Origin of the sequence: Thiocapsa sp. C2-2m (genome assembly GCF_041903745.1) — a bacterium.
Classification (GTDB): Bacteria; Pseudomonadota; Gammaproteobacteria; order Chromatiales; family Chromatiaceae; genus Thiocapsa; species Thiocapsa roseilacustris.
Genome location: NZ_JBBWVD010000002.1, coordinates 156,990 through 175,718, shown reverse-complemented (window position 1 = coordinate 175,718; position 18,729 = coordinate 156,990). Strand labels below are relative to the sequence as shown.

Genomic DNA, 18,729 nt, shown 5'->3' with positions numbered 1-18,729 from the left:
ACCCGAGCAACGGGTCCTCCCGGTCTTACTTGGCCGGAGCGGCCATCGGCGTGAGCGCCTTGGCCTGCTTGGCCACGCTGGCGCGCATGTCGTCAGGCAGCGCAATCAGACCCTTGTCGGCCAGATAGCCGTCGGGGCCCCACGCCTTGTCGTTGGTGAATTCGGCCACGTATTCCTGAATGCCCGGAATGGTGCCGACATGGGCGTTCTTGACGTAGAAGTAGATCGAGCGCGAGATCGGGTAGGAACCGTCGCCGATGTTCTCGTAGGTGGGCTCGACGCCGCCGATCTTGGCCCCTTTCAGCGTGTCGGCGTTCTGGTCGAGGAAGCTGAAGCCAAAGATTCCGACGGCTTTCGGGTTGGCGATCAGCTTCTGGACGATCAGGTTGTCGTTCTCGCCGGCCTCGATGAAGGCGCCGTCTTCACGGATGCCGTGACAGACCGCCTTGTGCATGTCCTTGTCCGTCTTCTTGAGCGCCTTCACGGAATCGAAGCTGTCGCAACCGCCTTCCATCGCCAGCTCCACGAAGGCGTCGCGGGTGCCGGAGGTGGGCGGCGGACCCAGGACCTCGATCGCGTCGTCGGGCAGATCCTTGTTGATGTCGCTCCACTTCTTGTAGGGGTTCGGGACCAGCTTGCCATCCTCGTTCGGGACGTCCTTGGCCAGAGCCAGCCAGAGCTCGCCGAGGGTCATATTGTGGTTTGGACCGGACTTCGCATTCGCGATGGCGATGCCGTCGTAACCGATCTTCACCTCCGTGATCTCGGTCACGCCGTTGGCCTGACACTGATCGAACTCGGACTTCTTGATCGCACGCGAGGCGTTACTGATGTCGGACTTGTCGACACCGACGCCGGAGCAGAAGAGCTTGAAGCCACCGCCGGTGCCCAGAGACTCGACCTTGGGCGTGGGGAAGGAGGACTCGCGCCCGAAGGTCTCGGCGACCGCGGTGGAGAAGGGGAAGACGGTGGAGGAGCCGGCGATCCAGATGGAATCGCGGGCCATGGCCTGAGTCGAAAGCGAGGCTGCGGCGAGCGTGACCGCTGCGGCGAGGATCGTTTTGTTCATGATGAGACCTCCGAAAGGGCGTTGATAGGCGAGCCCGAATTGTGCCCTTGCAAGATGCCGATTGTATGAAGTCCATGTGACGTTTCGATGACAACGTGCGCGATCAATTCTTGTTCGGTTCGTCCAGCGACCGGACTAACCGCATGGAGGCATTGAAGAAGTCGTCGTTCGGATAACGTTCGCAATTGGCCCGAATACGGATCATGGCGGCATCGAGCTCGGCACCCTTCAGCACGTCGCGCCCGGTGGCCAGATTCAACCCGGTGACGAGGCCCGACAGCCACTCCCGGTAGCGCCGATAACCCTCCCCGGCGATCGCCTGCGCGGTCGGGTCGGCCGGTGCTGTGGCCAGAAAATCGGAGCAGGGCTTGACGCCCGCGCCCCACAGCACAGGCGCCCCCGCGGCAAAGGCGCTCCCGAGCGTCCCGACGGCCAGTACAGCGCCGAGGAGCATCGAAAAAATCGGTCCGCGAGACGACCGCCGGCTCGAGAGATCAGTCATGTCATGAATCCTTCATTGGATGGGCTTAGTGATCGACTGCAGGTATGATTCGCCGATTTGCCGACAGCCCGCAAGTCCACCGTCATGCGCATCCTGATGATCTCCGACGTCTACTTCCCTCGCATCACGGGCGTATCGACGTCGATTCAGACGTTTGCGCGGGAGTTCGTCGCCCAAGGACACGAGGTTACCCTGATCGCGCCGGACTACTCGGTGGCCGGGGGCGAGTCCGCCCTCGAGCCCTTCGAGGTCCTGCGCATCCCGTCGCGCTATCTGGTGATCGACCCCGAAGATCGCATGCTGCGTCCCCGCGAGATCCGTCGACACGATCACATGCTGGCGAGCCGCGGATACGATCTGGTGCACATCCAGACGCCCTTCTTCGCGCACTATCTGGGCCTGGGGATCGCCAAGCGCCTGGATGTGCCGGTGGTGGAGAGCTACCACACCTTCTTCGAGCAGTATCTCCATCACTATGTCCCCTTCGTCCCGACCGCCTGGATGCAGTGGCTCGCTCGCGACTTCTCCACCGCCCAGTGCAACGATGTCGATGCGCTGGCGGTGCCCTCGTACGCCATGCTCGAGGTCCTGAAAGGCTACGGGGTGAAGACGCCCGCGACGGTCATCCCGACGGGCATCGAGCTGGTTCAGTTCAGCCATGGCGACGGCGCTCGTTTCCGAAAGGCTCATGGCATCGCGCCCATGCGACCCGTTCTGATCAACGTCAGCCGCCTCGCCTTCGAGAAGAACATCGACTTCATCCTGCGGGTGCTCGCGCGCGTGAAGACGCAGGTCCCGGATGTGCTCCTGGTCATCGCCGGGGAGGGTCCGGCACACCGCCGACTTCAGAACCTGGTGAACCATCTCGGGCTGACCGACAACACCTTGTTCACGGGATATCTGGAGCGCGACGGCCCACTCGAGGACTGCTACTGCGCGGGCAACGCCTTCGTCTTCGCCTCCAAGACCGAGACCCAAGGACTCGTGCTCCTGGAGGCGATGGCGCTGGGCGTGCCGGTGGTCTCCACCGCCGTGATGGGGACCAAGGAGGTGCTGGCGGGTGGCGGCGGATCGCTGATCGCGCAGGACGACGAGAGGGACTTTGCCGACAAGACGGTGCGGCTACTCACGGATCCCGCGTTGCGTGCGCGCCTCTCCGTCGAGGCAGTCGAACACGCCGGATCATGGTCGGCGCCCGTCCTCGCGGAGCGGATGCTGGATTTCTACGGGAAGGTCGTCGAGCGGCGGGACTATGATCGTGCGGCGGAACGGGGGGTCGATCCAACCCCGAAGACCGACGACATCGGCTAAACCGCGCCCGGCGCGGTATGAAATGTTGTTGGATGGGATCGGCTCCGGCAGACTTGACGACCGCTGGAGCCGGCGCGGTTTAGGATATTGAAAAACAGATTATTTTAAACCGCGCCCCCGCTAAAGGGTCGTGGATGCACCAAACGTCGAGCTCACTCAAAAGTCAGTATTCCGCTCCGGACGCGGTTTAGCGGACATCAAGACTTCGGCAAGGTCACCCCGCGCTGGCCTTGATACTTGCCGCCGCGGTCCTTGTAAGAGGTCTCGCAGACCTCGTCCGACTCGAAGAAGAGGATCTGAGCCACGCCCTCGTTCGCGTAGATCTTCGCCGGCAACGGCGTGGTGTTGGAGAACTCCAGGGTCACATGGCCCTCCCACTCGGGCTCCAACGGGGTGACGTTGACGATGATGCCGCAACGCGCATATGTGCTTTTTCCGAGGCAAATCGTGAGGACGTTGCGGGGAATCCGGAGATATTCGACGGTCCGGGCCAATGCAAACGAGTTCGGCGGAATGATGCAGACGTCGGACTTGAGATCGACAAAGCCGTTCGAGTCGAAGTTCTTGGGATCGACGATGGCCGAGTTGATGTTGGTGAAGATCTTGAACTCGTCCGCGCAGCGCACGTCGTAGCCGTAGCTCGAAGTCCCGTAAGAGATGACCCGCCCCTGCTCGCCCTCGCGCACCTGCACAGGCTCGAACGGATCGATCATGCCGCCTTCTTCGGCCATACGGCGGATCCAACGGTCGGACTTGATGGCCATCTTGGGAATCTCGGTTTGCGCGGACAGCCGGGAAGGCTACACCGCGCAGCCGAGTGCAACAAGCCGAAGCGACCCTGCTCCTCGGTGCCGCATCAGCGTTCGGTATCGCTCACGGAGACACGGAGCGCACGGAGAAGAGACATCTGCTTCTCCGGGTATTCCGCGTCTTTTCAAGTTTGAGGTGAACCGCACCGGAACAGCTCGCGGAAATCAAGGCGCGAAAAATCCGAAACTTCGCCCGGCACAAGCGCTTAAAAAAGCATGCGAGACCGAGACACCCCCGAACCTCGCACACCCCCAAAAGGCGCAGTTTAGTTATTCTGGATGACGATCCGAGGAAATTTCGAAGCATAATCCTTGGCTTGCAGCGACAGCTTCGCAGCGGTCCTGCGGGCGATCTCGCGATAGATCTCGGCGACGCGCGAGTCCGGCTGGGCGACCACGGTCGGTTTGCCGTTGTCGGTCTCCTCGCGGATGTGGCCGTTCAGCGGAAGCGAGCCGAGGAGATCGATCCCGTACTGCTCGGACATCTTTTGCCCGCCGCCCTCGCCGAAAATGTGCTCCTCATGACCGCAGGCCGAGCAGATGTGGGTGCTCATGTTCTCGACGATACCCAGCACCGGTACCTCGACCTTCTGGAACATCTTGAGGCCCTTACGCGCGTCGAGCAGGGCGATGTCCTGGGGCGTGGTGACGATGATGGCGCCCGAGACCGGTACCTTTTGCGCGAGAGTCAGCTGCGTGTCGCCCGTACCCGGCGGCAGGTCGATGACCAGGTAATCGAGATCGGACCAGTTGGTGTCGTTCAGGAGCTGCTCGAGCGCCTGGGTGACCATCGGGCCGCGCCAGATCATCGGCGTCTCTTCGTCGATCAGGAAGCCGATGGACATGGCTTGGAGGTGGTAGGCGTTCATCGGCTCCAGGCTGGTGCCGTCCTTGGAATCGGGCTTGCCTGAGATCCCGAGCATGCGCGGCTGGGACGGGCCGTAGATATCGGCGTCCAGGATGCCGACACTCGCGCCCTCGGCCGACAGGGCCAGCGCAAGATTCACCGCCGTCGTGGACTTGCCGACGCCGCCCTTACCCGAGGCCACCGCGATAATGTTCTTGATGTTGTCGATCGGTTTAAGCGACTTTTGAACCGAGTGGGACTTGATCTCCCAGGTCACGTCGACCTGCACCATCTCGACGCCATCAACCTTAAGGACGGCCTCTTCGAGCGCCTTGGCGATGTCCGCGCAGATGGTCTTGGCCGGGAACCCCAAGACAACCTTGATGCGGACCTGACCGCCCTCGATCTCGATGCCCTTGATCGAATGTGCCGCCACCAGATCGCGCCCGAGATGGGGTTCTTTGTAGCCCTTGATGGCGACTTCAACGGCTTCTTTCGTGGGTTCGGACATGAGGTACTCCAGGCTAGATGGTTGCGCCCGGCGCTGCCGGGGCACGTAAAGGAAGTGCTTTTCTGTGGGCCGGCATGATGCGCCCGAGGTCGGAAAAGTTCCGTAAAAAATTTGGTGTGGCGATGCCGTAAATCAAGTCTCGACATGAAACCCGCCGGCAGGGGCGGCGCTGTCCGGACCGGGACGGGCCGTGAGATACTGGGACATCGTTCGAGACCCTAAAGCCGATTCACTTGAGCCCCCCATGAGTCAAACCCGCGACATCCCGGGCGGCAGCCCCCGAGAGATTCTGGTCACCAGCGCACTACCCTATGCCAACGGGCCGATCCACATTGGCCATCTGGTCGAATATATCCAGACCGATATCTGGGTGCGTTTCCAGAAGATGCGCGGGCATGCCTGCTGGTACGTTTGCGCGGACGACGCCCACGGCACGCCCATCATGTTGCGCGCTCGCCAGGAAGGCATCACGCCCGAGGCACTGATCGCGCGGGTCGCCGAAGAGCACACGGCGGATTTCGCGGCCTTCCGGGTGGGCTTCGACAACTATCACTCGACGCACTCCGACGAAAACCGCCACTTCGCCAATCTCATCTACGAACGCAACCGCGACAAAGGCCACATCAGCAAGCGCACCATCACCCAAGCCTACGACCCGGTCGAGCAGATGTTCTTGCCCGATCGCTTCATCAAGGGTGAGTGCCCCAAGTGCGGCGCGCCCGACCAGTACGGCGACAACTGCGAGGTCTGCGGGGCGAGCTACTCGCCGAACGAGCTGAAGAACCCGCGCTCGGCGGTCTCGGGCGCCGTGCCCGAGCAGCGCGAATCCGACCACTATTTCTTCCGCCTCGGCGACTTCGAGCCGATGCTGCGCGACTGGACCCGCGGCGGCGGTCTGCAGGCCCAGGTCGCGAACAAGCTCGACGAGTGGTTCGATGCCGGCCTGCAGGAGTGGGACATCTCGCGCGACGCGCCCTACTTCGGCTTCGAGATCCCGGATCATCCGGGCAAGTTCTTCTACGTCTGGCTCGATGCCCCGATCGGCTACATGGCGAGCTTCCTGAGTCTTTGCGACAGTCCCCGCGGGCGCGACGCCGGATTGGATTTCGATCGGTTCTGGGGCCGGGACGCGTCCGCCGAGCTGTATCACTTCATCGGCAAGGACATCATCTATTTCCATGCCCTGTTCTGGCCGGCGATGTTGCACGGCGCGGACTTCCGCACGCCGTCCGCGGTCTTCGCACATGGATTCCTGACGGTCGACGGACAGAAGATGTCCAAGTCGCGCGGGACCTTCATCAAGGCCCGCACCTATCTGAATCATCTCAATCCCGAATATCTGCGCTACTACTTCGCGGCCAAGCTGGGGCCGGGCGTCGATGACATCGATCTGAATCTCCAGGACTTCACCGCACGCGTGAACTCGGATCTGGTCGGCAAGGTCGTGAACATCGCCAGCCGCAGCGCCGGATTCATCGCGAAACGTTTCGCGGGCAGACTCTCGGCGAGCCTGGCCAATCCGCAACTCCATGCCGACTTCGTGCAGGCCGGAGAATCCATCGCTGTCGCCTACGAACGACGCGAGCTCAGCCGCGCCGTGCGCGAGATCATGGCGCTGGCCGATCGCGCCAACCAATACATCGACGAGCAGGCGCCTTGGGTCATCGCCAAAGACCCGGCTCGAGAGGCCGACCTTCAGACGGTCTGCTCGATGGGGATCAACCTCTTCCGGATCCTGATCGGCTATCTGCGCCCGATCCTGCCCGGCACCGCCGCCGATTCGGAAGCCTTCATGCGGATCGAGCCGCTCACCTGGGCCACGATCGCCGAGCCCTTGCTCGACCATGAAATCGCCCACTTCAAGCCGCTGATGACGCGTGTCGAGCCCGCCCATATCGAGGCCATGCTGGAGGCGTCCAAGGAAGACCTGAGCACCACGGCACCCCCGCCTGCCGCCGCGGGTGAATCGAGCAAGCACCTGAGCGGACACCCCATCGCCGAGACGATCGACATCGAGACCTTCGGCAAGCTCGATCTGCGCATCGCCCGCATCCGCTCGGCCGCTCTCGTCGATGGCGCCGACAAGCTCCTGAAGCTCGAACTGGACCTGGGCGGCGAGACCCGCACCGTCTTCGCCGGGATCCGCTCGGCCTATGGCCCGAGCGACCTGGAAGGCCGGTTGACGGTCATGGTCGCCAACCTCGCCCCGCGCAAGATGCGCTTCGGCGTCTCCGAGGGCATGGTGCTGGCCGCCGGTCCCGGCGGCAAAGACATCTTCATCCTCAGCCCCGACGACGGAGCGGAGCCGGGGATGCGTGTGAAATAGAGCAGGTATCGGCGCTGGCGGCTCGGTGCTCCCCGTCGGTTGTGCCAACGATAGGAGGCACAACTTGCGCCGACGGTTGGTTGTGCTGACGATAGGAGGCACAACTTGCGCCGAGGGCTCGTTGTGCCTCGCATGGCTCGGCACAACCTACGGTTGCGGTTGGCGCCGTCATCCCATAACCCTTCAGTTCCGGTGTTGTAGCCAACGGCCCCCGAGGCGTATTCTTTGGCGATTTCGCGCTTGCAGCATTCCGCGACCCGTTTCGCGACTTGAGAGCCCGGCAAGCGCCCGTCGCACGCCCCGAAGCCAAAGAGAGCATGACTGATTACGCGCTCATCCTGATCGGCACCGTGTTGGTCAACAACTTCGTGCTGGTGAAGTTCCTCGGACTCTGCCCCTTCATGGGTGTCTCGAAGAAGCTTGAGACGGCCGCGGGCATGGGTCTGGCGACGACCTTCGTGATGACGCTCTCCTCCGTGACCTCCTGGCTGGTGAACGAGCTCATGCTGGTGCCGCTCGGCATCGAGTATCTGCGCATCATCGCCTTCATCGTGGTCATCGCGGCCGTGGTGCAGTTCACCGAAACGATCATGCGCAAGACCAGCCCGCTGCTCTATCAGGTGCTGGGGATCTTTTTGCCGCTCATCACCACCAACTGCGCCGTGCTCGGTGTCGCCTTGCTGAACCTGCAGGCCGAGCGCAGCCTGGTCGAGGCGACGCTTTACGGCTTCGGTGCCGCAGTCGGCTTCTCGCTCGTGCTCACGCTATTCGCCGCGGTGCGCGAGCGCGTTGCGGTCGGCGATGTCCCGGAACCTTTCCAGGGCAGCGCCATCGCCTTAATCACCGCGGGCCTGATGTCCCTGGCCTTCATGGGCTTCGCCGGGCTCGTGTCGAGCTGAGCGGACGATCGGTATGTTGACCGCCATCCTCGCCATGACCGCACTGTCCGCCGTCCTCGGACTCCTGCTCGGGTATTCGGCCATCCGCTTTCGCGTGGAAGGCAACCCGATCGCCGATCAGATCGATGCGCTCCTTCCGCAAACCCAGTGCGGCCAATGCGGCCACCCCGGATGCCGTCCTTATGCCGAGGCCCTGGCCCGCGGCGAGGATGAGATCAACAAGTGCGTCCCCGGCGGGGAAGCAACCCTGCTCGCCTTGGCGGATCTACTCGGGCGCGAGCCTGCGGCACTTGAGGTCGAGGAAAAACGGCCTTCGATCGCCGTGATCGACGCCGAGACCTGCATCGGCTGCACCCTCTGCCTGCAAGCCTGCCCGGTCGACGCCATTGTCGGCGCAGCCAAGCAGCTCCATGGCATCATCGCCGCTGAGTGCACGGGCTGCGAGCTCTGTCTGCCGCCCTGCCCGGTCGAGTGCATCCGGATGGTGCCGATCCCCACTGATATCCCCCATTGGCGCTGGCCCTACCCATCCAGCGAGCCCGCCCCCCGCACGGTATCGCCCAAGCGAGAGACCGAGGCGGCCTGACCGGAGCCCCGCTATGGCAGCCATCCTTTCACGACTGCGCCGCAAGCGGCTGTGGACGTTCCACGGCGGGATCCATGTGCCCGACGAGAAGGCGCTCTCGAACGGCCGCGCGGTAGATGCCATGCCGCTGCCCAAGCGACTCGTGATCCCGCTGCAGCAGCACATCGGGGCGACGGCGCGGCCGGTCGTCAACGTCGGCGAACGCGTCCTCAAGGGCCAGCTGTTGGCACAGGCCGAGGGCTATGTCAGCGCCTGCATTCATGCCTCGAGCTCGGGAACCCTGGTCGCGATCGAGCCGCATCCGGTGCCGCATCCGTCGGGCCTCTCCGCGCTCTGCGCCGTCATCGAGACCGACGGCGAGGACACTTGGGCCGATTTGCCGGAGCCGATGACGCATTACGCGCAGTTGGACGTGGCCGAGATCCGCGAGCGCATCCGCTGGGCCGGCGTGGTCGGACTCGGCGGCGCCTCGTTTCCGACCAGCGTCAAGCTCAACCCCGGCCCGGATCAGCGCATTCGCACACTGATCATCAACGGCGCGGAATGCGAGCCCTACATCACCTGCGATGATCTGCTGATGCGCGAGCGCGCCGGCGACATCCTGGCAGGTGCGCGGATCATGCATCACCTGCTCGGCCGTCCGCGGATCCTGATCGGGATCGAGGCCAACAAGCCCGAGGCGTTCGAAGCCATGCGCTTCGGCCTCGCCGAGACGGACATGCGCGGCTATACGGAGATCCGCTCGATCCCGACCCTTTACCCGAGCGGCGGGGAGAAGCAGCTCATCCGCATCCTCACCGGTGAAGAGGTGCCGACGCATGCCATTCCGGCCCGGATCGGCATCGTCTGCCAGAACGTCGGTTCTGCGGCCGCGGTCGCCGAGGCCGTTCTCGAGGGTCGCCCGCTGATCTCGCGCATCGTCACCGTCACCGGACGGGCGATTGCCGAGCCGCGCAACCTCGAGGTGCGCATCGGCACGCCCGTCTCGGACCTGATCGCACACTGCGGCGGCTATCGCGAGCGCCCGAGGAAGGTCGTCTGCGGCGGGCCCATGATGGGCTTCGAGATCGCGCATGCCGAGATCCCGATCACCAAGCCGGCCAACTGCGTGCTCGCCCTGACAGAGGCGGAGGCACCCGACCCCGGGCACGCACTCGCCTGTATCCGCTGCGGGCGCTGTGCCGAGGTCTGCCCGGCCAAGCTCCTGCCGCAACAGCTTTACTGGCATGCGCGCGCGAAGGATCTCGACCGGGTTCAGGACTACAACCTCTTCGACTGCATCGAATGCGGATGCTGCGCACAGGTCTGTCCGAGCCACATCCCGCTGGTTCAGTACTACAGGTACGCCAAAAACGAGGTCTGGGCGCGCGAGGAAGAGAAGCGCAAGGCCGAGCTGGCGCGTATGCGCCATGAGGCCAAGCAGGCGCGGCTCGAGCGCCAAGAGCGCGAGCGCAAGGCCCGCCTTCGCCAGAAGAAGGAGTCGCTCGAGGCGAGCCCCGGAAAGAGCCAAACCGATCATGACGCGAAGAAGGCCGCTATCGAGGCGGCCAAGCAACGCGCGGCGGCCAAGAAGGCTGCGGCCACCAAGGCGGAGGAGACCGATGGCGCTTGAGACAAGCCGGCACACCAGCCGCGAGACCACGCCCGAAACCAAGCGGCCCGGCTTGCCCGCAGGTTCGGCGGTGAGCTCGGCCAACGCCGGAACAGCGCGGCAGGGGCAGGCATGAGCGCGACGCTCGTCTCCTCGCCCCACGGGTCTCGACCGAACCGGGTCGACCGAGTCATGCAGGAGGTCCTGATCGCGCTGGTGCCCGGCGTCCTGGCGATGATCTGGTTTTTCGGCTGGGGTGTGCTCATCAACATCGCGATCGCCATCGCCGTCGCCGTGGCCGCCGAGGCGGCGGTCATGGGCTTGCGCCGACGCCCGATCAGGCCGGCAATCGGCGACTACAGCGCCGTCGTCACGGCCGTGCTCTTCGCCATCTCGGTCCCGCCGACGCTGCCTTGGTGGATGACCCTGCTCGGCATGCTCTTCGCCATCGTGCTGGTCAAGCAGTTGTACGGAGGCATCGGCTACAACCCCTTCAACCCGGCGATGGCCGCCTACGTCTTTCTGCTCGTGTCGTACCCGGTTGCCATGACCACCTGGCTGGCGCCCGACATGCTGGCCGAGCACGCGGTCTCCTTCACGGAATCGCTGCGACTCATCTTCGCGGGCGCCTTGCCGAGCGGTGTCGAGTGGGACGCCATCTCCGCCGCGACCCCGCTCGACGCGATGCGCGGCAAGCTCGATCAAGGCGTGCCCATCGCGGAGATCCGCCTCAGTCCTCTGTGGGGCGACTTCGGCGGACGCGGCTGGGAATGGGTTGCGAACGGATTCCTGCTCGGCGGGGTCTACCTCCTGTGGCGGCGCATCATCACCTGGCACATCCCGGTCTCGATGCTGGCGGCGCTGGCCGTCGCGGCAGGCGCCTTCTGGCTGCTCGACCCGACGACCCACCCCTTCCCGGCCTTCCATCTGTTCAGCGGGGCGGCCATCGTGGGGGCCTTCTTCATCGCAACCGATCCGGTCAGCGCTTGTACGACCAAGACCGGCCAGCTCATCTTCGGGGCCTCGATCGGGCTGGTGGTCTTCGTGATCCGCACCTGGGGCGGCTACCCGGACGCCGTCGCCTTCGCGGTCTTGCTGATGAACATCGCCGCCCCGACGATTGACCATTACACCCAGCCCAGGGTCTTCGGGCACACCGGAAACCGAGCCAAACCATGAAGAAAGCACCGATCATTCTCGCCGCCGTCGTGTTGAGCGCCTTCTCCGTCACCGGCGTCGCACTCGTCGCCGTCACCCACCATCTGATGGACGGGCGCATTGCCGAGAACCAACGGGTCGCGATGCTGAGCAAGCTCGAGTCCATCATCCCGGACGGACAGTTCGACAACGAACCGCTCGACGATCTGATCCAGGTCAGTGCGCGCGACCTCCTCGGCGCCGAGAACACGCGGGTCTATCGTGTCCGCAAGGCCGGCGAACCCACCGCGGTCATTCTCGACCCGGTCGTCCCGGATGGTTATGCCGGTCCGATTCAACTCTTGGTCTCCGTCCTGCGCGACGGCAGCGTCGGCGGCGTGCGGGTGCTCTACCATCACGAGACGCCCGGCCTGGGCGACAAGATCGAGGAACGCAAGTCCGACTGGGTGTTGAGCTTCGACGGCAAGTCACTCACCAATCCGACACCCGAGCGCTGGGAGGTGAAGCGCGACGGCGGCGAGTTCGATCAGTTCACCGGCGCGACCATCACGCCGCGCGCCATCGTCCATGCAGTGAAGAACACGCTCATCTACGTCCAACAACAGGGCGACGCGCTCTTCGAGCCCTCCGAAGGCGTTACGACAGCGGCGAAGGGGGCCGGCTGATGGCGGCACCGCAACCCTACGGCAGCATCATCGGCGACGGATTTTGGAACAACAACCAAGCCCTCGTCGCGCTGCTGGGTCTCTGTCCCTTGCTCGCGACCACCACGAGCGCGACGAATGGTCTGGGCATGGGCCTGGCCACGACGGCCGTACTCATCCTTTCCAACGTGACTGTCTCGCTGATCCGCGACCTGGTACGTCCCGAGGTCCGATTGCCCGTCTTCGTACTGGTGATTGCCGCCTTCGTCACGGCGGTCGAGTTGAGTATCCAAGCCTATTTCTACGAGCTCTACCTAGTCCTGGGGCTCTTCATTCCGCTGATCGTGACCAACTGCGCCATCATCGGCCGGGCCGAGGCATTCGCCTCCAAGAATCGCGTCGACCGCGCACTGCTCGATGCGATCGCGATGGGGCTCGGCTATACGCTGGTGCTGGTCGTGCTGGGAGGCGTGCGCGAGTTCCTTGGTCAGGGCACCCTCTTCTACCAGGCCAATCTTCTGCTGGGACAGGCCGCGTCCGGCCTCAGCGTCAGCCTGGGCGATGGGTTCCAGGGCGCGCTGATTGCTATCCTCCCGCCCGGCGCCTTTATCGGCCTCGGCCTCTTGATCGCGCTCAAAAACGTGATCGACAAGCGCGTCAAGCGGCGTGCGGCTGTGCGGGCGGCCAAGGCCGCACCAGCGCCGCAATCCTCAGGGGGCGTGGCGGCGCCGGTGGCGGGTTGAGGAGGCGGTCGGCCAGCCGTCAGCCGTCAGCCGTCAGCCGTCAGCCGTCAGCCGTCAGCCGTCAGCCGCAGGATTGGTGACAGGCGTCAGCGACGTCAAGCGGATCAACCGACTGTACCGGCGGCTGGAAGCTCGCGAAGCGCCGCTTCCAGCGCGCGCCGCAGCTCGTGGGGCTTGACCGGTTTCGAAAGAAAGTCATCCATCCCCGCCGATAAACAGTCTCGCTTGACGTCCTCGGAGGCGTTCGCAGTCAGTGCAACGATCGGGATCGGTCGATCCGGCGCCTGCTCGCGGTAGCGTCGGGCGAAGCCGATCCCGTCGAGCTTGGGCATCCGCAGATCGACGATCGCGATCCCGTAGGCGCCGCTCAGCGCTTCGGCCAAGGCCGCCTCCCCGTCGGCGACGCGGGTAAGCTCGAAGCCCATCTTACCCAGAAAGCGGGTGATCACCTTGGCCGCGATCTCGTTGTCCTCGGCGACCAGGACACGCATCCGCGCCGCATCGGCGATCGGCTCCAAACCGAGCGACGGCGTAGACAGCCCGCCTTGCAGCGGTCCATCGGCCGGTATGGCGGCGCGCCCCAAGAGCGACTCGGCCGCAGCGATGAGATCCTCCGACAGATAGGGCTTCGCCAGACAGGAACCCCTGATCCCATCGAGCGCGGGACGCCGACCGGGGTAAACCAGATAGAGGCAAGGCACCGCCTCGCCGAGGGCCGTTTCGACCTCCGCTCGGGCCGTATTCAGATCCCGTCCCTGCGGATGATCGGCGATGACGAGGAGATCGAAACGCTGACCTCGGATCAGCACCGAGCCGACATCGGCAGGCTCGGCAGTCGTCTCGCAGACCGCGCCCTCGCGGCCGAAGGCGGCAGAAGCAAACGCGCGGCAGGTCGCATTCGGCTCCAGAATCAGGATCCTCGCACCACGGAGCCGTCCACCCGGCGCGCTCGGCACCGCCGCGACATCCTCGATCAAGGGCAGACGAATCCAGAAGCGACTGCCCCGTCCCTCCTCGCTCTCGACACCGATCGCCCCGCCCATCAAGAGGGTTAGCTCGCGCGCAATGGTCGTCCCGAGGCCGGTCCCGCCGAAGCGGCGCGTGGTCGACTCGTCGGCTTGACGAAAACGCTCGAAGAGTCGCGGCAGCTTGTCCGGCGGGATGCCGATTCCGGTGTCGACGACCTCGAAGAGCAGGTGCCGGCGGTTCTGCTCGGCCTCGGGCGGCCGGACGCTCAGACGCACCCGGACCTCCCCCGCCGGCGTGAATTTCACGGCATTCCCGATCAGGTTGAAGAGGATCTGGCGCAACCGCAGCGGATCGCCGATCAACCGAAGCGGGACGTCGGGATCCACGTCGGCGATGAGCTCAAGTCCGGCCGAATGCGCACGCATCGCAACTGCCTCCGAGACCTCGCGCACAAGACTACGCGGATCGAAGGGGATCCGCTCGAGGACGATCCGACGTGCATCGATCTTCGACAGGTCGAGAATGTCGCCGATCAGCGCGCCGAGGATCTCCGCCGAGTTGGCAATGGCATGGACACAATCGCGCTGCTCGTCATCTAGTTGTGTCCCGCGCAACAGCTCGGTCATGCCGACGACTCCGGTCAAGGGGGTACGCAGCTCGTGCGTCATGAAGGCCAGAAAATCGCCCCTCGCTTGATTGGCCCTTTCGGCCTCGGCGCGTGCATCCTGGAGCTTGCGCAGCAAGGAGTATTGATACAAGGGCAACAACACCAAGAGCGCAAGGAAAAAGGTCGCCTCGAAGGTGTGAAGACGCCACTCGTCGAGCGCGATCAGAACGATGTTGTAGCCGAAGACTGCAGCCAGCGAGGCCACCAGGAGATGGGGCTTGCCGAATCGCGTCCCGGCGGAGATGAAGACCAGGATATAGAGCAGGTAAAAGGGACTGATCGCCTCGCGGGTGATGAAGATCGCCAGGCTGATGGCGACGACGTCCAGACAGATCCCGAGGTAGACCCGCGCCGGCCACTCCGGGCGCAGGGCGATGCTAATCAGAAACCCGACGTTCGATGCCAGATAGATGGCAAAGAGCGTGAGATAGTAAGGAACGTCGACCCGGTAGTACTGCGTCGAGGCGCCGAGGGCGATATAGAGCGCGCCCAGCAGACAGGCGGTAATCCGCACCAAGGCCGATTGAAACTCGGGGTTCCCCGCCAACGCATCCGTCACACCGAAACGCCTGATCAATCCATTCATTCCCTTCCCTCCGAGCCTGCGTTTGAACGCCCGAGCTTGAACGCCCGAGGCGCGTTTCCGCGATCGCTGCCGCGCGGATCGATCATGGTATATTAGCGAACCGTTTCGCGCATTTCGGCACGTCCCCCGTCCCGAGCCGCGAAACGAGATTGACCGGCCCGCGCGCATCCATCCCGATTCCGGGTTCGATCCCCGATCCGACCCCCGGACCGATCGCAAGCCCGATTGCAGCCCGATCAACGCAGGCCGCGACGAGGCCCTCAGCCCAAGAGAACGAGGAGAAGACTATGTCCAAGAAGCATCCGATCGTTGCGGTAACCGGTTCCTCGGGTGCCGGCACGACCACCGTCAAGCGCGCCTTCGAGCACATCTTTTATCGCGACGGCATCAAGGCCGCCGTGATCGAGGGCGACAGCTTCCACCGCTACGACCGCGTCGAGATGAAGGCCGAGATGGCGCGTGCCGCGGAGACCCACCGCAACCTCAGCCATTTCGGTCCCGAGGCCAATCGGTTCGACCTCCTCGAGGAGCTCTTTCGCAATTACGGCGAGAGCGGTACCGGCAAACAGCGCTACTACATCCATAGCGACTCGGAGGCCGATCACCACAATGCCCGCATCGGGACCCAGCTCAAAGCCGGCCAGTTCACGCCGTGGGAGGATCTTCCCGAGGGCACCGACGTGCTCTTCTACGAAGGACTCCACGGATTGGTCGTGACGGAGGAAGACAATGTCGCCCAACACGTCGATCTCGGCGTCGGCGTGGTTCCGATCATCAACCTGGAGTGGATCCAGAAGATCTTCCGCGACAACGCCGAGCGCGGCTATTCGGCCGAGGCGATCGTCGACACCATCATGCGCCGCATGCCGGACTACATCCGCCATGTCACGCCGCAGTTCTCGCTGACCGACATCAACTTCCAGCGTGTGGCGACGGTCGATACCTCCAATCCCTTCATCGCCCGCGACATTCCGACGCCGGACGAGAGCTTCGTGATCATCCGCTTCAAGGATCCCGAGCGGCTCCAGATCGATTTCCCCTACATCCTCTCGATGATTCACGACTCCTTCATGTCGCGGCGCAACACCATGGTCGTGCCGGGCGGCAAGATGGGGATGGCGATGGAGGTCGTCCTGCAACCCATCATCGAGCGCATGATGGACTCTCGCAGGGTCTGATCGCGCTGCAACCAGGTGCCTCGCGGGTGGCCTCCGGCCGCGAGGCAACCCGTCGGCGTATACAAGGCACGTTTTTTGGTTTGCGATCGCCGCATCAAAGGTGATAGATCCGAGAGGAGCGCCGGCCTGTTAAGCTACCTTCACGGCTTCCACGCCGGCAATCACGCGGATGTCTTCAAGCATGCGGTTCTCGCCCTCGTGCTCGAGGCACTCCTGACCAAGCCCAAACCGCTGGTCTACGTCGAATCGCACGCCGGGGCCGGTCGTTACGACCTCGGGGCCGAGCAGGCACTCAAGACCGCGGAGTATCGGCACGGGATCGAGCCACTCTGGGACCGGCGTGATGCCTTTCCGGAGCTTTCGGCCTATTTCGGAGCATTCTCCGCACTAAATCCGGACGGCGGATTCTCGGTCTATCCGGGCTCACCCGCCCTCGCCGCGCATCTCCTGCGCGCCGAGGATCGACTGATCCTGATGGAGCTTCATCCGACCGAGTCGCAGACGCTACGTCGTCATCTCGGCGGCGACCCGCGGATCGGCATCCACCGTCGCGACGGTCTCGAAGGACTGACCGCACTCTTGCCGCCGAAGCCCGCCCGGGGGCTGGTTCTGATCGACCCGGCATACGAGCAGATCTCCGAGTACGGGCGTGTCGCAGATGCACTCGTCGCCGCATATCCACGCTGGCCGACCGGGGTCTTCGCACTCTGGTTCCCGCGTCTGGGGCTGCAACGCGATCGTTCCGCTGACCTGATCGGGCGCATCCGGCGATCCGTCCCGGACGCACTTCTGTGCGAGCTGAGGGTGCGGCGACAGGTCGACGACTTTGGAATGCACGGCTCCGGGATGCTGATCCTCAACCCGCCGTGGCGCCTGGAAGAGCGGCTCGCGCACCTGCTCCCGCGACTCGCCGAGGTGCTCGCGATGGAGGCGACCGGCCGGTCGGTGCCTCCATGGACGATCGACAGGGCGTAGGTTGTGCCGAGCCGTGCGAGGCACAACCAACCGTCAGCGCAAGTTGTGCTTCCTATCGTCAGCACAACCTACGGTTATGGAATTTTGCGGAAATCGCCTGATAATTCAACGAGATAATACCATTTTCCAGGGTTGTCGTTGTCGTTCTCGATTACGATTACGATTACGATTACGACAAGGACAAGGACAAGGATTCGGTGTCTGCCTTATCCTTGGCACGTTACTTGGCTGCCTCAGCGATCAGCGTGAGCGCGCGCCCTGGATGCCGACCTGATCGACCCATCCGCCGCGGCAGTCCGGGCTGCGCTTAGGCGCGGCGAGGATCAACGCGCCTAGGTCGGCGGTATCCTCGACGACGCCCTTCAGACCGATCCGCAGCTCCTCGATCAGCCCCTCGGAACAGCTCAGGCGGACACGCTCGCCGGCCCCCTTGCCGAAGGCATCGTCGAACGCGGCGCGCACCCCGGTCGCAGTCAGACGCTTGCCGATGTTCTCCTCGAACAGCGCACGGACGCCGGAGGCGTTGAGCTGCTCGAGCAGCAGCATGGAATGGTTGAAATAGGTGTCCGCATCCGTCCCGTAACAGGTCCCGTGCTTGACCCACTGGTGCCGTTGCAGATCGGACCGGGTTCCCGGCATCACCGCGTCCAGGCGCACGCGGGTCGTCGCATCCAGATCGAGCGCAGGCAGAAGGCGCCACCGACCTGATTTCGAGAGTGTCCGCTCGCGCTCGCCGACACCGCAATAGCTGTTGCCGATGGGCTGAGGCCAGAGACCATGCAGCGAGAAGCGCCGCGCATCCGCACGCTCAGGCGTCTGGTCCCGGCATTCCGGACGCGTCCCGCGCAACTCGCAGAAGGCGGGCTGCCAACTGGCAGCAAGCACGAGCTGGAGCTCCATCGAGCCCGCACGCGATGACGCCGGGGGCGGCGGGGCGGACGACTGGCGCGCGCCCTCGCCCGCAGTGGTCGCAGGGGTGTCGGCAAGACGACCGCATCGGATCTCGACCCAGCGCTCCTTCGGGTTCGCGTTCTCGAACCTGAGTCGATAGTGGCTCGGATCCGCTCGATTGGTCCCGACGACCACATAGTCTTGGCCGGGGACGAGATGGATTGGACCCAGGTTGTCGGGGCGCTTGGTCGAGACCGTCGCAGGGCAAGGTTGCTCGGCGGTCAGAACGGCATCCAGGCGCTCGGCGGAGGGTGCAGCCGACCACAGCAGCGCGAGCACCGACAGCACAAATCTGCGCAGACGTGGGGGATTCGGCATCATTGGTTCCTGCCTGGCCACTCGTGCCTCCTGCCTCCTGCCTCCTGCCTCCTGCCGTCAGCCGTCAGCCGTCAGCCGTCAGCCGTCAG

Annotated in this window: 17 protein-coding genes; 11 read left to right on the top strand and 6 right to left on the bottom strand. The window is 64.2% G+C overall.

Annotated features, from left to right (window positions below; all coding sequences use genetic code 11):
- Positions 1-25 precede the first annotated feature (25 nt).
- Positions 26-1,069: a PstS family phosphate ABC transporter substrate-binding protein gene (locus tag AADX97_RS02150; protein ID WP_374231931.1), complete on the bottom strand. Its 1,044-nt coding sequence runs from the start codon at positions 1,067-1,069 to the stop codon at positions 26-28.
- A gap of 103 nt (positions 1,070-1,172) precedes the next feature.
- Positions 1,173-1,571: a hypothetical protein gene (locus AADX97_RS02145; RefSeq protein ID WP_374231930.1), complete on the bottom strand. Its 399-nt coding sequence runs from the start codon at positions 1,569-1,571 to the stop codon at positions 1,173-1,175.
- A gap of 84 nt (positions 1,572-1,655) precedes the next feature.
- Between AADX97_RS02145 and AADX97_RS02140 the strand changes: the two genes are divergently transcribed.
- Entirely contained in the window at positions 1,656-2,882 is a 1,227-nt protein-coding gene (locus tag AADX97_RS02140; protein ID WP_374232039.1) for a glycosyltransferase, read from the top strand.
- Positions 2,883-3,079: 197 nt separating this feature from the next.
- On the opposite strand, the gene dcd is transcribed toward AADX97_RS02140, so the two are convergent.
- Complete coding sequence (gene dcd / locus AADX97_RS02135; protein ID WP_007191816.1) at positions 3,080-3,646, bottom strand: dCTP deaminase; 567 nt, start codon at positions 3,644-3,646, stop codon at positions 3,080-3,082.
- Between the two features lie 311 nt (positions 3,647-3,957).
- On the bottom strand, positions 3,958-5,049 hold the full coding sequence (gene apbC / locus AADX97_RS02130; RefSeq protein WP_374231929.1) for an iron-sulfur cluster carrier protein ApbC: 1,092 nt from the start codon (positions 5,047-5,049) through the stop codon (positions 3,958-3,960).
- Between the two features lie 244 nt (positions 5,050-5,293).
- Here apbC and metG point away from each other — a divergent pair, with 244 nt between their 5' ends.
- From metG to AADX97_RS02090, 8 genes are all read left to right on the top strand, one after another.
- Entirely contained in the window at positions 5,294-7,375 is a 2,082-nt protein-coding gene (metG, locus tag AADX97_RS02125; protein ID WP_374231928.1) for a methionine--tRNA ligase, read from the top strand.
- A gap of 317 nt (positions 7,376-7,692) precedes the next feature.
- Positions 7,693-8,274 (top strand): electron transport complex subunit RsxA, encoded by a 582-nt coding sequence (gene rsxA / locus AADX97_RS02120; RefSeq protein WP_374231927.1) that lies wholly within the window; start codon positions 7,693-7,695, stop codon positions 8,272-8,274.
- 13 nt (positions 8,275-8,287) lie between these two features.
- Positions 8,288-8,860, top strand: coding sequence for an electron transport complex subunit RsxB (rsxB, locus tag AADX97_RS02115; RefSeq protein WP_374231926.1), 573 nt, complete (start codon positions 8,288-8,290; stop codon positions 8,858-8,860).
- Between the two features lie 13 nt (positions 8,861-8,873).
- Positions 8,874-10,472, top strand: coding sequence for an electron transport complex subunit RsxC (gene rsxC / locus AADX97_RS02110; protein ID WP_374231925.1), 1,599 nt, complete (start codon positions 8,874-8,876; stop codon positions 10,470-10,472).
- Complete coding sequence (locus AADX97_RS02105) at positions 10,462-10,587, top strand: hypothetical protein (protein ID WP_374231924.1); 126 nt, start codon at positions 10,462-10,464, stop codon at positions 10,585-10,587. Before rsxC ends, AADX97_RS02105 begins: the two co-directional genes overlap by 11 nt.
- On the top strand, positions 10,584-11,630 hold the full coding sequence (rsxD, locus tag AADX97_RS02100; protein ID WP_374231923.1) for an electron transport complex subunit RsxD: 1,047 nt from the start codon (positions 10,584-10,586) through the stop codon (positions 11,628-11,630). The genes AADX97_RS02105 and rsxD overlap by 4 nt, the downstream gene beginning before the upstream one ends.
- Positions 11,627-12,274: an electron transport complex subunit RsxG gene (rsxG, locus tag AADX97_RS02095; RefSeq protein WP_374231922.1), complete on the top strand. Its 648-nt coding sequence runs from the start codon at positions 11,627-11,629 to the stop codon at positions 12,272-12,274. The genes rsxD and rsxG overlap by 4 nt, the downstream gene beginning before the upstream one ends.
- Positions 12,274-12,996: an electron transport complex subunit E gene (locus AADX97_RS02090; protein WP_374231921.1), complete on the top strand. Its 723-nt coding sequence runs from the start codon at positions 12,274-12,276 to the stop codon at positions 12,994-12,996. Before rsxG ends, AADX97_RS02090 begins: the two co-directional genes overlap by 1 nt.
- Before the next feature lie 104 nt (positions 12,997-13,100).
- Here the strand turns inward: AADX97_RS02090 and AADX97_RS02085 are convergent, their stop codons facing one another.
- Positions 13,101-15,218, bottom strand: coding sequence for an ATP-binding protein (locus AADX97_RS02085; protein WP_374231920.1), 2,118 nt, complete (start codon positions 15,216-15,218; stop codon positions 13,101-13,103).
- A 287-nt stretch (positions 15,219-15,505) separates the two neighbouring features.
- Here AADX97_RS02085 and AADX97_RS02080 point away from each other — a divergent pair, with 287 nt between their 5' ends.
- Positions 15,506-16,396 carry a phosphoribulokinase gene (locus AADX97_RS02080; RefSeq protein WP_374231919.1) on the top strand — a complete coding sequence of 297 codons (891 nt, stop codon included), beginning with the start codon at positions 15,506-15,508 and terminating at the stop codon, positions 16,394-16,396.
- A gap of 198 nt (positions 16,397-16,594) precedes the next feature.
- Positions 16,595-17,371: a 23S rRNA (adenine(2030)-N(6))-methyltransferase RlmJ gene (locus AADX97_RS02075; RefSeq protein ID WP_374231917.1), complete on the top strand. Its 777-nt coding sequence runs from the start codon at positions 16,595-16,597 to the stop codon at positions 17,369-17,371.
- A gap of 240 nt (positions 17,372-17,611) precedes the next feature.
- On the opposite strand, the gene AADX97_RS02070 is transcribed toward AADX97_RS02075, so the two are convergent.
- Positions 17,612-18,640 (bottom strand): ribonuclease T(2), encoded by a 1,029-nt coding sequence (locus AADX97_RS02070; RefSeq protein WP_374238741.1) that lies wholly within the window; start codon positions 18,638-18,640, stop codon positions 17,612-17,614.
- Positions 18,641-18,729: the final 89 nt, after the last annotated feature.